This window comes from Frankia torreyi (assembly GCF_000948395.1).
Taxonomy (GTDB): Bacteria; Actinomycetota; Actinomycetes; order Frankiales; family Frankiaceae; genus Frankia; species Frankia torreyi.
In genome coordinates, this window is sequence record NZ_JYFN01000072.1 from 1 (window position 1) to 13,948 (window position 13,948).

12 protein-coding genes and 2 pseudogenes are annotated in these 13,948 nt (G+C 74.0%); 9 read left to right on the forward strand and 5 right to left on the reverse strand.

Going from position 1 to position 13,948, the window contains the following annotated elements:
* Together FF36_RS39330 and FF36_RS39335 are read right to left on the reverse strand one after the other, a co-directional pair.
* Nucleotides 1-258, reverse strand: a 258-nt coding sequence (locus FF36_RS39330; protein ID WP_242422935.1) for a HAMP domain-containing protein, incomplete at both ends; no start/stop codon positions are given.
* A gap of 14 nt (nucleotides 259-272) precedes the next feature.
* A pseudogene (locus FF36_RS39335) lies at nucleotides 273-596 on the reverse strand (HAMP domain-containing protein); the annotation flags it as partial.
* A 223-nt stretch (nucleotides 597-819) separates the two neighbouring features.
* On the opposite strand from FF36_RS39335, the gene FF36_RS39340 reads away from it, so the two are divergent.
* The 9 genes from FF36_RS39340 to FF36_RS27350 all read left to right on the forward strand — a co-directional run.
* Nucleotides 820-1,793, forward strand: a 974-nt coding sequence (locus tag FF36_RS39340) for an ANTAR domain-containing protein (RefSeq protein WP_242422937.1), incomplete at its 3' end; no start/stop codon positions are given.
* 259 nt (nucleotides 1,794-2,052) lie between these two features.
* Nucleotides 2,053-3,174 carry a PP2C family protein-serine/threonine phosphatase gene (locus tag FF36_RS39345; RefSeq protein WP_242422939.1) on the forward strand — a complete coding sequence of 374 codons (1,122 nt, stop codon included), beginning with the start codon at nucleotides 2,053-2,055 and terminating at the stop codon, nucleotides 3,172-3,174.
* Between the two features lie 319 nt (nucleotides 3,175-3,493).
* The gene (locus FF36_RS27320) at nucleotides 3,494-4,282 is read left to right on the forward strand and encodes a UbiA family prenyltransferase (protein ID WP_044888075.1); all 789 of its coding nucleotides are present in this window, start codon (nucleotides 3,494-3,496) and stop codon (nucleotides 4,280-4,282) included.
* Nucleotides 4,283-4,500: 218 nt separating this feature from the next.
* Nucleotides 4,501-5,262, forward strand: coding sequence for a class I SAM-dependent methyltransferase (locus tag FF36_RS27325; RefSeq protein ID WP_044888076.1), 762 nt, complete (start codon nucleotides 4,501-4,503; stop codon nucleotides 5,260-5,262).
* A complete protein-coding gene (locus FF36_RS27330) occupies nucleotides 5,259-6,485 on the forward strand; it encodes an acyl-CoA dehydrogenase family protein (RefSeq protein WP_173667227.1) in 1,227 nt (408 codons plus the stop codon). Before FF36_RS27325 ends, FF36_RS27330 begins: the two co-directional genes overlap by 4 nt.
* Entirely contained in the window at nucleotides 6,482-7,570 is a 1,089-nt protein-coding gene (locus FF36_RS27335) for a type III polyketide synthase (protein WP_236705431.1), read from the forward strand. Before FF36_RS27330 ends, FF36_RS27335 begins: the two co-directional genes overlap by 4 nt.
* A 257-nt stretch (nucleotides 7,571-7,827) precedes the next feature.
* Nucleotides 7,828-8,913, forward strand: a complete 1,086-nt coding sequence (locus tag FF36_RS27340) for a hypothetical protein (RefSeq protein ID WP_044888077.1) — start codon at nucleotides 7,828-7,830, stop codon at nucleotides 8,911-8,913.
* A 41-nt stretch (nucleotides 8,914-8,954) separates the two neighbouring features.
* Complete coding sequence (locus FF36_RS31845) at nucleotides 8,955-10,745, forward strand: Ig-like domain-containing protein (protein ID WP_052681508.1); 1,791 nt, start codon at nucleotides 8,955-8,957, stop codon at nucleotides 10,743-10,745.
* A 211-nt stretch (nucleotides 10,746-10,956) separates the two neighbouring features.
* Nucleotides 10,957-11,724 carry a maleylpyruvate isomerase N-terminal domain-containing protein gene (locus FF36_RS27350; protein ID WP_044888078.1) on the forward strand — a complete coding sequence of 256 codons (768 nt, stop codon included), beginning with the start codon at nucleotides 10,957-10,959 and terminating at the stop codon, nucleotides 11,722-11,724.
* A 74-nt stretch (nucleotides 11,725-11,798) separates the two neighbouring features.
* On the opposite strand, the gene FF36_RS27355 is transcribed toward FF36_RS27350, so the two are convergent.
* The 3 genes and pseudogenes from FF36_RS27355 to FF36_RS41590 all read right to left on the reverse strand — a co-directional run.
* Nucleotides 11,799-12,608 (reverse strand): SAM-dependent methyltransferase, encoded by an 810-nt coding sequence (locus FF36_RS27355; RefSeq protein WP_370657208.1) that lies wholly within the window; start codon nucleotides 12,606-12,608, stop codon nucleotides 11,799-11,801.
* A 280-nt stretch (nucleotides 12,609-12,888) separates the two neighbouring features.
* The gene (locus FF36_RS27360) at nucleotides 12,889-13,224 is read right to left on the reverse strand and encodes a hypothetical protein (RefSeq protein ID WP_199865523.1); all 336 of its coding nucleotides are present in this window, start codon (nucleotides 13,222-13,224) and stop codon (nucleotides 12,889-12,891) included.
* 57 nt (nucleotides 13,225-13,281) lie between these two features.
* Nucleotides 13,282-13,377: pseudogene (locus FF36_RS41590) on the reverse strand (hypothetical protein); the annotation flags it as partial.
* Nucleotides 13,378-13,948: the final 571 nt, after the last annotated feature.

Below are 13,948 nucleotides of genomic sequence, written 5' to 3' on the forward strand. Positions count from 1 at the left end.
AGGTTGCCGGCCATGACGTTCACCGACTCGGTGAGGTCACGCCACGTACCCGAGACGCCCTTGACGTCCGCCTGCCCACCGAGCCGCCCGTCGGTACCGACCTCCCGGGCCACCCGGGTCACCTCGTCGGCGAACCCCGAGAGCTGATCGACCATCGTGTTGATCGTGCTCTTGAGCTCCAGGATCTCACCCCGGGCGTCCACGGTGATCTTCTGCGACAGGTCACCCTTCGCCACCGCCGTCGCGACCTGCGCGATGNNNCGGACCTGACNGGTCAGGTTGCCGGCCATGGCGTTGACGTTGTCCGTCAGGTCCTTCCACGAGCCCGAGACGCCGGGCACCTCGGCCTGGCCGCCAAGCTTGCCCTCGGTGCCCACCTCGCGCGCCACCCGCGTCACCTCGGAGGTGAACAGGGCGAGCTGGTCGATCATCCCGTTGAAGACCGTGGCGATCTCGTCCAGCAGATCGTCACCGACCCGGGGCAGGCGGGTGCCGAAGTCGCCGCCCCGCACGGCGGTGAGCCCGGCCAGGAGCTGCCGCAGGGCCGGATCATCCAGCCTCGCGCGTACTGCTTCACGATCCGTGACCTCGGTCACCGTTGCCCTCCAGCCTGTCGCCTACGGTGGCCGCCCCTCCGGGAGCCGTCGCGGTCGATGTCCAGATCCGTTGGAAGCTTCTGCAGTAGGGTAAGGGCGACAAGACCGGCGTCCCGGCCATACACCCTTGTCTTGGTGAACGGCCAGCGCTCGGGGTGGACAAGGAGACACGGTCGTGGGCTCCGCGCAAGGCAGCGCTGGCCGGTCCGGCCCCGCTGCAGGGATGCTGAGCGTGATCGCCCGCCAGCAGCGGCAGCTCGCAGAAGCCCGGTCACGCACCGCATCCGACGCCTTGATCGACGTCGCCATCGGGGTGCTCGTCGAGCGGTTGCACTGTTCGGTGGCCGAGGCGGGCGAGCAGCTTCGCGGCCTCGCCGCCGCGGCCGGGGTGGCCCCGGCCGACTTCGCGGCCGAGGTGCTCGGCCAGGCCCCGGGCGCGTCCCCCCGGCCGGCGCTCGACTCCGATGCTCGCCGCCGATCCTGGCTGGCGCAGGCCGCCGTCGGCCACGCCGCCGACGGCTGCCCGGTCGCGCAGGCCGTCCACGACGAGGTCCTGGCCCCGCTGGGGGCGGTGGCGGTGGCCTTCTGGATGCTGGAGCCGGACGGCGCGCTCGCCCTGGTCGGGGAGGCCGGTCTGGGTCCGCTCGACGCGAGCCGCTGGCAGCGGATCCCGCCGCAGTTGGACTGCGCCGCCCAGCGCGCCGCCCGCCTCGGCGCACCCCAGTGGTGGCCGACCGGATCCCCGCCGGGACCTGCGGCCGGCGGGATCGGCGCGGGGGGCACAGACAGCACGGGAGGCACTGACGGGCCGGCCCGGCTGGGCCCCTGGCGGGGCGCACGTGCGGCGTTGCCGTTCCGGCGGGCCGGCGCTGTCGTGGGCGCCATGGAGATCTGCTGGCCGGCGTCGCGCGCGCAGTTCGGCGAGGGGCTACGGCGCGAACTCACCGCACTCGCCGATCTCTGCCTGCACAGCCTGCGGCCGACGAGCGGACCCGGCGGCACGCCCGGCGCCGCGGCAGCGCAGACCCCCGAGGGCTTCGCGACCCTGGCGGCCAGGGTCGCCTGGCTGCCGGCGTTGCTCGACGCCGTGGGCGGGTCGGTGTTGCTGGCGCAGGCGGTGCGCGCCGACGACGGCGAGGTGCTCGACTTCCGTATCGATCACGTCGGCGAGGGCTTCCAGGATCCGGGGGGGCGCCCNCCCGCCGAGCTGCGCGGGCGCGGCCTGCTGGAGCTCTACCCCCTCCTCGGTGCCGACGCGGGCCTGTTCGGGCGCGCGGTCGAGGTCCTGCGCACCGGCGAGCCGTACCGCGCCGACGGCACCGTCCTGCTCACCCTGGTCGACGACGTGGTCGTCGGCGAGGAGGTGGACGTGCGCATCGCCCGCCTCTTCGACGGCGTCGCCATCGGCTGGACCGTCGGCGAGGCGAGCGCGGGCGAGTACTCCCTGCTGCGCGCCGTGGAACGCCTCGGCCGGTTCGGCGCCTGGCAGGAGGAGATCCGTACCGGCGCGGTCCGCTGGACCCGGCACACCTACGAGCTGTTCGGCCGGGCCCGCCACGCCCCGCCCATCCCCCTCGACGATCTCCACACGCACGTTCATCCCCAGGACCGGGCGGCCGTCGACCAGCTCCGCGACGCGCTGCTACGGCTGAAGCGCTCGGTCACGGTCTCCTTCCGGGTCCTGCTCCCCGACGGGACGATGCGCCAGCTCCGCGCGCTCGCCGAACCCGTGACCGACACCGCCGGGACGCTGGTCGCGGTCCGCGGCGTCTATCAGGACCTGACGAGCCACTACCGCACGCAGGTCGTCCTCGACGCCACCCGCCACCAGCTCGCCGACTCCGAGGCGCGGGCCGCCGGCCAGCACCGCCTCGCGCTCACCCTGCAGCGGGCACTCCTGCCCGGCTCGGACGAGGCCGTCGAGGCCAGCGGACTCGCGGTCGCCGTCCGCTACCGCCCGGCCGAACAGGAACACCTCGTCGGCGGCGACTGGTACGACGCGGTCACCCTCCCCGGCGGCGACGTCCTGCTCGTCGTGGGTGACGTCGCGGGCCACAGCATCCGAACCGTGGCCGGCATGGTGACCCTGCGCAACAGCCTTCGCGGCCTCGCCGTCACCGGCGCGGGCCCCGCGCACCTGCTGCGCTGGCTCAACCGGGTCACCTACCACCTGACGGACGACATCACCGCGACCGTCGTCTGCGGCCTGTACCGACCGTCGGACCACACGCTGCGGTGGGCCCGCGCGGGACATCTGCCCCCGGTCCTCGTCCACGGCGGCAAGGCCAGCACGCTGCCGCAGCCCGACGGCCTGCTGCTCGGCGTCGAGCCCGACGCGGCCTATGAGGAGGCCATCCACCACCTGGCCCCCGAGGACCTTCTCCTGCTGTTCACCGACGGTCTCATCGAACGCCGCGGCACCGGACTGGACACCTCCCTGGGGGCCCTGCTGGAGATCGCCGCCCAGCGCCAGCCCGACGTCGCCCGGCAGGCCGACCACGTCCTCGCGCACACCAGGCCCGACACCGACGACGACACCTGCCTCATCGTCATCCAGCGCCGCGACCACCGAGCCTGAGCAACCAGCGATGCCCGGACAATCGGGTCACCAGTCATACACGGAAACGTGCCGAGGCTTCGGTACGGTTTCAGGCCGAAAAACCGTACCGAAGCCTCGGCACGATTTGGCCGCAATCTGGCCACGATCCGAGCTGGCGGGCGGCGGCGGCGCGGCAGACGGCGGGGCGGCAGACGGCGGGGCGGCAGACGGCGGGGCGGCGTTGTGCCGGGTCTGCAGTTCTGAGACGGTCGGACCCGTGCCAGAACCGGCAAGACGAGTGGCCACAGGAGCAGTGGCGGGAGCGGCCAGGCCAGCGGNTAGGGGGNCTGTCGCGCTGATGCGGGCCTGCCATGTGGAGCCGACGGTCGCGGTGACGCTGTTCGCGACGGCGCTCGCGGCCGCCGGCGGTCGCACGAGGGCCGGGGTCGTCGCGGTCGCGGCGGCGGTCGGGACCGGCCAGCTCTCGGTCGGCTGGAGCAATGACCTCGTCGACCGTGGCCGGGACGCCGCCGGGGGCCGGACCGACAAGCCGATCGTCGTCGACGGCCTGGCGCCGGCGATGGTCGCCGGGGCCGCTGCGACGGCGCTGGTCGCGTGCGTGCCGTTGTCCTTCCTCTCCGGCGGGCGGGCGGGGTCGGCCCATCTCGCCGCGGTCGCGGGCGGGTGGGCGTACAACTTTGGGCTGAAGGCGACCCCGCTGTCCGTCGTCCCCTATGCCGTCTCGTTCGCGCTGCTGCCCGCCTCCGTCGTCCTCGGACTGCCCGGCCATCCCACGCCACCGTGGTGGCTGCCGCTGGCGGGGGCGCTGCTCGGCTCGGGCGCCCACTTCGCCAACGTCCTGCCGGACCTCGATGCCGACGCCCGCACGGGGGTACGCGGGCTGCCGCAGCGCCTCGGCCCGGTCGGTGTGCGAGCGTCGGCGGCGCTGCTGCTCGCGGCGGGCTCCGTCGTCGCGGTGCTCGGCCCGGGGCACCCGCGGGGCTGGCAGGTGGGCGCGCTGGCCGCGGTGGCCGGGTTGACCGGGCTCGGCCTGCGCCTCGGCGACCGGCACGCGTTCCGCGCCGCGATGGCCGTCGCCGCGATCGACGTCGCGCTCGTCGTCGCCGCCGGCACCCGCCCGGCCTGACCCCGACACCGCCCAGCGCAGCCGACACCGCGCAGGCCAGCCGACATCTGCGCAGGTCATTGGATCGGAGCGGGCCGACGGTTACTCTGAGCAAAAATCTAAGCACAGACTGCGTCGGACCGGTCGCCACGTCAGCCGCGGACAACGGATTCTCCAGACCAACCGGGAGACATGTGGACAGGTCGACGGGCCGACCGGCATCGATCCCGACCGGCGCCATGGTCGCGGCACGGCGTAGGCCACGGCGTGGGCCGCGGCGGGCGCGCAACGATCCCGCCCAGTACGACGATCTCGCCGCCGAGTGGTGGCCGACGCACGGACGGTTCGCCGCGTTGCGCTGGCTCGCCGAGGCCCGTGGCCGGCTCATCCCGGATCCGCCGGAACCCGGCGCCGCGCTGCTCGACCTCGCCTGCGGCGCCGGGCTGCTCTCCCTGACGCTGACGGGCCGGCTCGCCGGCTGGCGACACGTCGGCGTCGACCTGTCCTCGCCGGCGTTGCGGCAGGCCGCCGGGCACGGCGTCGCGGCGATCCAGGCCGACGTGCGGTGCCTGCCGTTCCGGGACGGGCAGTTCCCCTGCGTCGTCGCCGGCGAGCTGTTCGAGCACCTCGAGGATCTGGACGCGGCCTGCGCGGCGATCGCGCGGGTACTCGCCCCGGGCGGGACGCTCGTCATCGACACGCTCGCCGACACGCTGTTCTGCCGGGTGGCTCTGGTGGGCCTCGCCGAACGCCTTCCCGGTGGGCCACCGCCGCGCATCCACGATCCCCGACTGCTCGTCGCGCCCGACCGGTTGGCCCGCGCGCTGGGCGCCTGCGGCATCGAGATGACGGTCGTGGGCGGCCTTCGCCCCTCGCTCGTCGACTACGCCCGCTGGCTGGCCCGCCGGGCCGACTCGGTGCGGATGCTGCCGACCGGCTCCACCGCCGGCGTCTACCAGGCGGTCGGGACCAGGATCGAGACCGGGAGGGACGACCGTTGAACGCCACGATCCCGGCACCTCGCGGCCCGGCCGTCGACGGCGCGCGGCTCGCCGGGGAGGTCGTCGACGCGATCGCCGCCCGTGCCGGCGCCGCCGACCGGGACGGGGAGCTGCCCGTCGCCGACCTCGACGATCTGCGCGCCGCGGGGCTGCTCGGCCTGCTGGTGCCCGCCCGCCTCGGCGGGTCCGGCGGCGGCTTCGCCGACTGGGCCGATGCGGCGCGGGTGCTCGCCGCGGGCAGCGGCGCGACCGCCCTGGTCCTGAACATGCACACCTCCGTCGTGGGGGCGTTGGCCGGGACGCCCGACGGGCTCGCCCGCGCGATGGGGGCACCGGAGTCGTTCTTCGCCGCCCGCGACCGGATGCTCGCCCGCGCCGCGGCCGGGGAGTTCATCGCCGTCGCGATGAGCGAGCGGGGCGCGGGGTCCCGGCTGTCCGAGCTGCGGACCCGCTACCGGCGCGAGGACGGCGGCTACCGCATCACCGGAGTGAAGTCGTTCTGTTCGGGGGCGTCCCACGCGGACGTCTACTTCGTCGCCGCCCGCGCCGACGACTCCACGCCGGACGCCGCGCGGGTCAGTCACTTTCTCGTCCCGCGTGGGGCCGGGGTGCGCGTCGAACCGACCTGGGACACCCTCGGCATGCGGGGCACCGGCAGCCACGATGTGCGCCTCGACGTCCTCGTGCCGGCGGAAGCGCTCGTCGGTGGCGTGGAGGGGCTCAGCATGCTGGTGGCGCAGGTCATGCCGCAGTGGCTGGTCGCCTCCTACGCCGCCGTCTACGCCGGGGTCGGCCGGGCCGCGTTCGACGCGGGGGTCGCGTACGCCCGCGCCAGGCGCACGGCCGGGATGCCGGGCGGCCTCGCGGAACTGCCCGCCGTGCGGGCCCGGTTCGGCCATGCCGACGCGGCGCTGGCCGCGCTGGACGCGGTGGTCGACGAGTGCGCGCGCCGGGTCGACGCCGACCCGGGCTCGGCGTCGACGAACCGGTGGGTGTGGCGGGCCAAGCTGCTCGCCGGACGGACCGCACAGGACGTCGCCGCCTCGGTCGTCGAGGCGTGCGGAACCGCAGTCACCCGCCGCGGGCACCCGCTCGAACGGCTCTACCGCGACGCCCGCTGCGGGTCCCTGCAGCCCGCGACGACCGACGTCTGCGCCGACTGGTTGGGGCTCGCGGCGCTGGGTGGCGACCCGGAGGCGGACGCGGACGCGGCCCGGTGGTGAGCGTCGGGACGCCCAGCACCGGAACGCCCAGCGCCGGAACGCCCAGCGCCGCCGTCATCACGGGCATGGGTGCGGCGTTTCCCGGCTCCCTCGACCAGCAGAGCCTGTGGGACGAGGTCTTCGAGCGGCGGTACCGGGGTGACCAGCTGGCCCGTCGGCTGTTCCTCGGCGCCGGGGTGCGGACCCGCCACGGGGTGGTGGATCCGCGGCGGGAGGATGTCAGCGCCTGGTCGACGGCCGCGCGGATGCGCCGTTACATGGCCGAGGCACCCCCGCTGGGCCGCCGGGCCGTGCGGGGCGCGCTGGCGGACGCCGGACTGAGCGCCGCCGAGGTCGGGCTGTTCGTCGTCGTCTCCTGCACCGGCTACGCGACGCCGGGTCTGGACATCCAGCTCGCCCGCGAACTCGGCATGCCGGCGTCGGTGCGCCGCCTGCTGATCGGGCACATGGGCTGCTACGGCGCCATCCCGGGGATGGGCGCGGCGGCGGACTTCGTCCGGTCCCACCGGCTGCCCGCGCTCATGCTCTGCGTGGAACTGACCTCTCTGCACAGCCAGCCCGAGCAGCCGTACCGGGATCTGGAACAGGTCGTCGCGCACGCCCTGTTCGGCGACGCCGCCGCGGCGATCGTGCTCGTCCCCGATGCCGCCCACGGCCTGGAGGTGCTCGACACCACCGCCGCCACCGTCCCGGACAGCGAGGACCTGATGACCTGGCACGTCACCGACCATGGCTTCCGCATGGGGCTGTCCCGCCAGGTGCCCGACGTCCTCGCGAAGCACGTCGAGGAGGCGACCGCCGCGCTGCTGGGCCCGATCGCCGCGGACCCGGGCGACGTCCGCGGCTGGGCCGTGCACCCCGGCGGATCGCGCATCGTCGACGTCGTCGAGGAGCGCCTGTCCCTGGCGCCCGCGCAGACCGCCGGGGCTCGCCGTGTCCTCGAGACCCGGGGGAACTGCTCGTCGGGCACCGTCCTGCTCGTCCTCGACCAGATCCGCGGGGACCTCACCGCCGGAGCGACCGCCGTCGCGATGGCGTTCGGTCCGGGCCTGACCCTCTGCCTCGCCGCGCTGCGCCGCAGGTAGTGGCAGCTCTCCCCCGAATCGGTTACAGCAAGTAACAGATCCTCATTCGCGCACAAAGTTCGCCCAACGTGCCGTGTATACGGACTTTCGCGGTGCTAACGTCCGTATCCGCGAAGCCATGCCGGCTGCGGCCTGGCTCCTGACCTCGGGAGACGGCCGCGCCTGCGCGCCTGCGCGCGTGGGCCGCCGCCGGGCGCCGGCCACCCCGTGCCGGTCACTTCGGGGTCGGGAGCCGCCTCGCACCAGAGGAGGATCTGATGCCGAAAGTAACCCTGCGTAGTCGCACGATGGGCGGTGTCGCCGTGCTGGGGCTGAGCGCCCTGCTGGCCGTGGCGGTACCGGGAACCGCGCACGCCAACACCGTGGGCGTCACCGTGAAGACACCCGGCGCCACCAGCGGGCCCGGTTCGACCTTTGCCGAGATCTCGACCCACGCCGACTGTTCCAGCGGCCTCATCGCCGGCGGCGGCATCAACCAGGCCATCGGCACCGGCTCGGTCTCGAACGGCAACCACGTGATGGGCAGCGAGCCCAGCTCCGACGGCAGCACCGAGTACACCGGCACCACCGGCGTCGTCGGCACCGACGTGACGCACTGGCTCGGCATCGGCGGCACCGGGGGCGCGACCGACGCCTCCTTCTCCACCACCCCCTACGCGACCTGCCTGACCAGCAACCTCGTCAACCACACCCAGGTGGTGATGAACAAGGCCAGCGGGCCCTCGGCGGCGTCGACGGTCAACCTGGTGGTGGCGACCTGCCCGGCGAACACGATCCTGCTCGGCGGTGGCGCGCGCACCACCCCGGCGAGCATCGGCAGCCTCAAGCCGATCGCCAGCTTCCCCACCTTCAACGACGCCGCCCATGACTACGGCCAGAAGGCGGCGGCCGACGGGGCGACCAACCCGAACTCCTGGGCGTCCGTCGGGTGGAACGGCGGCGGGGGCGGCACCAGCAACGTGACCTACGCCTACGCGATCTGCAGCGGCAGCGGCATCAACGTCAGCGGAGCCACCGTGAAGGTCCGCTACAGCGAGGTGAGCGGGCCGACCTCGGCGACCACCGGCCAGACGGCCACGGTCGGCTGCGGCGGCGGGGACGGGAAGCTGATCAGCGGCGGCGCCGCCATCAGCGGCGGCAGCGTGACGACCACCGACTTCACCGGCCCGGGTTCGGGCGGCGACCACCTCAACGGCAGCTTCCCCAGCACCTCCGGCGGCAGCCCCGTCAGCGACGGGACCACCACCGCCGCCTACTGGACGGCCTTCAGCCACACCGGCGGCGCCAGCTCGCCGAGCACCTACACCGACGCCTGGGCGCTGTGCGCCGACGACGGCGTCTGATCCGAAAGGCGATGTCGATTCCCTTGAACCGTCGTATCACCATGCCCAGAGGCAGGCTGGCCGCGATCGCCGGCGCGGCCGGTGTCCTGGCCGTCGCCGTCGCAGTACCCCTGCCCGCCATCGCGGACGCCGCGGGCGGGACGGCCACCTGCGGGGCGACCGGCGTCCTCACCACCTCCCCGCCCACCTGCGCCTACACCACGGCGGGCACGGACACCTTCACCGTGCCCGCCGGCGTGACCAGCGTGCGCATCGACCTGTTCGGCGGCGAGGGCGGCAGCGCGGCCGGCTTCGTGGCCCCCAACCCGCCGAACACCGGCGCGCCCGGCGGCCTCGGCGGCGAGACCAGCGGCACCCTGGCCGTCAGCCCCGGGCAGGTTCTCCAGCTCACCGTCGGCGCCGCGGGCGTTCCGGGGACGTCGCGGCATGGCGAGTTCGCCCGGCGCGGCGGCATCGGCCACGGGGCCGGCGGCGGCGGTGCGCACGGCGGCGGCGGTGCGGGCGGCGGTGGCTCGGACGTGCGGGTCGGCGCCTTCGGCGCGGCCGACCGGGTCCTGGTGGCCGGCGCCGGCGGCGGTGCCGGCAACGGCGGCCCGCTACTGCACGGCGGCGACGGCGGCGGGCTCGCCGGGGCGGCCGGCGGCCAGGGCGGCGGCCCGGAGGGTTCCGGGGTCGCCGGCGGCGGCGCGACGCAGACCGCGCCCGGCACGGGCAGCCCGAACTCGGCCCGGGGCGGTCCGGGGATCCCGGGCGGCGACACCGATCCCTGGACCGGCGAGCCCAATCCGGGCAGCGGCGGCTCCGGTGGCAACGGCGGCGGCGGCGGCAACGGCGGCGGCGGAGGCGGCGGCGGCTACTACGGCGGCGGCAGCGGCTCCGGCGGCGGCGACCCGGGCAACTTCTACGGCGCGGGCGGTGGCGGCGGCAGCGGCTTCGCGGCGCCGACGGTGACCGACGCCGTGCTCGTCGGCGGCGTCAACCACGGCAACGGTCACGCGACGGTTTCGTTCCGCTACGGCGCCTCGGTCTCGGTCGCCGCCAGCACGACCACACCGCTGTTCGGCCAGACCGTCACCCTCACCGCGTCCGTCACCGGCGCGGACCCGGCCGCCGGCACCCCCGGCGGGACGGTCACCTTCCTGGACGGTCCCACGACCCTGGCGACGGCGTCGCTCAGCGGCGGGCAGGCCGGCGTCAGCGTCAGCGGCCTCCAGCCCGGCACCCACGCGATCACGGCCAGCTACGGCGGCGACCCGGCCTTCGCGCCGGGCACCACGGCCGGATCCACCGACGTCACCGTCGGGTTCAGCCAGCCGTGCGTCACGACGACGCGCACCGGACCCCTGACGGTCGCCGCCGGCCAGGCGCTGTGCGTCGGACCGGGCGGCCGGCAGGTCGGCCCGGTCACCGTCCGCTCCGGCGGGGCCCTCGCGCTCACCGGCGCCATGGTCACCGGCCCGGTGTCCGTCGAGGGGGCGCTCGCCCTCACCGCCTGCCGGTCGACGATCACCGGCCCGGTGACGGTCCACGCCGCCTCTGGCTACGTCCTGCTTGGTGCCGACGCCGCCGACGTCACGCCCTGCGCGGGCAACACGCTGCAAGGCCCGCTGACCGTGGACGCGAACACCGGGGGCCTCGAGGCCTCCGCGAACACGATCACCGGCCCGGCCCGGATCACCGGCAACAGCGGCAGCGGCCCACTGCCCGACGACGCGGTGCCCGAGTTCCGCGACAACCACGTCACCGGCCCGCTGAGCTGCACCGGCAACCAGCCGACCCTGACGCAGACAGGCAACGTCGTGATCGGACCGCGATCCGGTCAGTGCGCCTGACGCCTGCCCCAACCTCGGCCGCCTGACGCTGGTGGCGCCCCGCGTCGGGCGGCCGAGCACATCTCCGGTGCAGTGCGAGCAGCCGGCCGAGGAGGCCGGAGCGGCGCGGATCGTCGTGACCTGGAACGATGAGGTCCACCTCCGTGGGCGGTCGTCACGGCCGGCTTCACCGGCCCCGCCGCCGAGGCCCCCGTCCGAAGGAGTCGTCCCCTTGACCGACGCCCGCACCGTCATCGCCAGCCTGCGCCGCTCGCACGAGCGGCTGCGCGCCCTCGCCGAGCCGCTCGACGCCCAGGCGGTGCGCGGGCCCTCCTACGACGACGAGTGGACGATCGCCCAGGTGCTGTCCCACCTCGGGTCCGGCGCCGAGATCGGCCGGCTCGTCCTCGACGCCGCCGTCGCCGGGCAGGACGCCCCCGGCCAGGACGCGTTCGTCGCCGTCTGGGACACCTGGAACGCCAGGACCCCGGACGCGCAGGCCGCCGACGCGCTGCCCGCGGATCTGGCCCTGGTCGAGGCGTACGAGGCCCTCGACGATGCCCAGCTCGCGGGCCTGCGGATCGCGCTCGGGCCGATGAGCCTGGATGCCGCCGGGGTCGTCCGGCTCCGGCTGAGCGAGCACGCCGTACACACCTGGGACGTCGCGGTCATGCTCGACCCCGCCGCCACCGTGGAGGCGGGCGCCGTCGACCTGCTCATCGACGGTCTCGGCATGATCGCCGGGTTCGCCGGCAAGCCCACCAGCCCCGCCCGGATCCACGTCACCACCACCGACCCGGACCGCGAGATCGCCCTCGATCTCGGCGATGCCGTGGCCCTGGGGCCCTGGGACGGCACGCCGCGGCCCGCCCGGCTTCGGTTGCCGGCCGAGGCGTTCGTTCGGCTGGTCTACGGCCGTCTCGACGCCGCCCACACCCCGCCCGTCGAGGCCGACGGCGTGGATCTCAACCTCCTGCGCGCGGCGTTTCCGGGCTTCTGATCTCCGCTGACCTCCGCTGACCTCCGCCGCCCGATCGATCGAGCGCCCTGCGCGGCCGCCTCCCGCGCAGGGCGTCAGCTCTTGCGGCCGATGGCCCCGTAGACGCCGACCTGCGTGTGGGTCAGGCTCTCGTCGACGTCGACGTCGACGTCGACGTCGCCGTCGGGCCGCCAGCGGTGCACGACCCGCAGGCCGGGGTCGACCAGGTCGAGGCCGTCGAAGGACCGAGCGACCTCCTCGCGGCGGCGCAACTGCACGGCAACCCCGTGGGCCCGGTAGGCCTGCGCCCCCTGCTCGCTCTCGGCCGGGGCGAAGTCGGGCGTGCCGTGGGTGAGCGCGAGGAAGCTGCCGGCGGGCAGGGCGTCGAGCAGCCGGGCGACGATCGCGTACGGGTCGACCTCGTCGGGGAAGAAGTGCAGGATCCCGATCAGTGACAGGGCGACCGGGCGGGTCAGATCGAGGGTGTCGTGCAGCTCGGCCGAGGTCAGGATCGTCTCGACGTCGCGCAGGTCGACATCGAGGTAGGTGGTCCGGCCGGCCGGGCTGCTGGTCAGCAGCGCACGGGCGTGGACGAGCACGATCGGATCGTTGTCGGCGTAGACCACCCGGGCCGCCGGGACGATCTCCTGCGCGATCTCGTGCAGGTTCGGCGACGTCGGAATGCCGGTGCCGATGTCGAGGAACTGGGTGATCCCCGCCTCGCCGGCGAGATACCGAACCGCCCGCGCCATGAAGTACCGGTTCTGCCGAGCCGTCGTCCGTATCTGCGGGAACCCGACGATCACCTGCTCGGCGGCCTCCCGGTCGGCGGGGAAGTTGTCCTTGCCGCCCAGCAGGTAGTCGTAGATGCGAGCCGAGTGCGGCTGTTCGGTCTTCAGGTCCACCCTGGGAGCCGTCGGTGACTCAGACCACCGCAGATGGCTACTCGGCTCCCAACCATCGGGATCCGCCACGACACGCCCCTCTCGCCCGGTCAGACCATCCTGATTGCGCGGAATGCCGTAAACGTACCGCGCCCGGGATAGCGATGCCTCCGCCAACCGACGGGGCGTCGCACGCCGACCGGTCCCGCAGGCGCGAGGACTGGTCGAGCCCAAGGTTTCATCGGGCCAGCGCAACAGCACCCAGCGTGCCTGCACCGTGAAACGGAGCCAAATCCAACGGCTACAGGTTAGCTTGCCAGTGGTGGCCTGGGTACGCGCGGGCGAGAAGCCTGGCCAGGGTCCGGCGCTGGGCTGGGGTCAGGTGAGGGATGGTTTCGTCGAAGTCTGCCTGATCCTTGGGGCGGGCGTGCTTGGCCTTGAACAGCAGGACCAGTTCGGGCGCCAGGTACGGGATGCCGTCCGGGGTGTGATGGATGATCTCGCCGTAGGCAAGGCGGATCGTCTGGTCGTGCCGGCAGATCCAGGTCTCGCCGTCGTGGGGTTCTCGGAACACATCAAGGAGGTAATTGCCGGTGGCATGGTCGCGCAGCCAGGTCTGGTGTGTGGCGGCTAGCACGTCCGGTGTGGCGTTCTCCCAGATCCGGCCGCTGCTGACCGCGTCGAAGGCGTAGCCGGGGAAGCGGTCGCGGATCTCGGGGAAGTGCGCGGCGGGGACCGCGATCTCGATGTCTCCGTGCTCGCGTGTCTGCGTGCCGCGGAACAGGTCCAGCGCCCAGCCCGCGGCCGGAGTGAGCGCGGTCGGTCAGGGCCGGGCTGGCGGGCCTGCACAGAGGGCGAGCGGTTCATAGTCGACGAGAAGAACAGACGCCGCCACCGGTAGGCGTTGACTTTCGCGGTTTTCTTTCCCTTGGCGTCGAACGGGCATGGTCGGCATGGCCGAGAGGCGGGGCTCGGCGAACGGACCGGACGCGGCAGGCGACCGTGCCGCCAACCCCGAAGTTCACAGCCTATTCACAGCTTGACTGTGCTGTGCCGCCGCAGCCCGATATCCAAACGATTCGCTAAGAATTTTCACAGGAACCCACCAGCGAACCTTTAGGATCTTGCATCAGAGTACGGACCGCCCCAACGGAACTCTCGCGGGCGTTGCCCGCCGGTAACCCAAAAAGACAACGGAAATTCAACCTCTACGTGCCTTCCGGCGGCCGCACCCCGGATCGCGGGTCATCCTGGAGGGTTCTTGTCGTCCTTGTCGGCAGACGAAACGGCGCCGCAGCAGATCATCGAGCCGCCGGAGCCGTCCCATCGTAGAACCCGACGGGGTGCCCGCCCCCCGTCAT

Excerpts from the sequence above, each read along its gene's own strand:
- FF36_RS27340 (WP_044888077.1), top strand. The coding sequence starts at position 7,828 with ATGCCGAAAGTAACCCTGCGTAGTCGCACGATGGGCGGTGTCGCCGTG.
- FF36_RS31845 (WP_052681508.1), top strand. The coding sequence starts at position 8,955 with ATGCCCAGAGGCAGGCTGGCCGCGATCGCCGGCGCGGCCGGTGTCCTG.
- FF36_RS27320 (WP_044888075.1), top strand. The coding sequence starts at position 3,494 with ATGCGGGCCTGCCATGTGGAGCCGACGGTCGCGGTGACGCTGTTCGCG.
- FF36_RS27325 (WP_044888076.1), top strand. The coding sequence starts at position 4,501 with ATGGTCGCGGCACGGCGTAGGCCACGGCGTGGGCCGCGGCGGGCGCGC.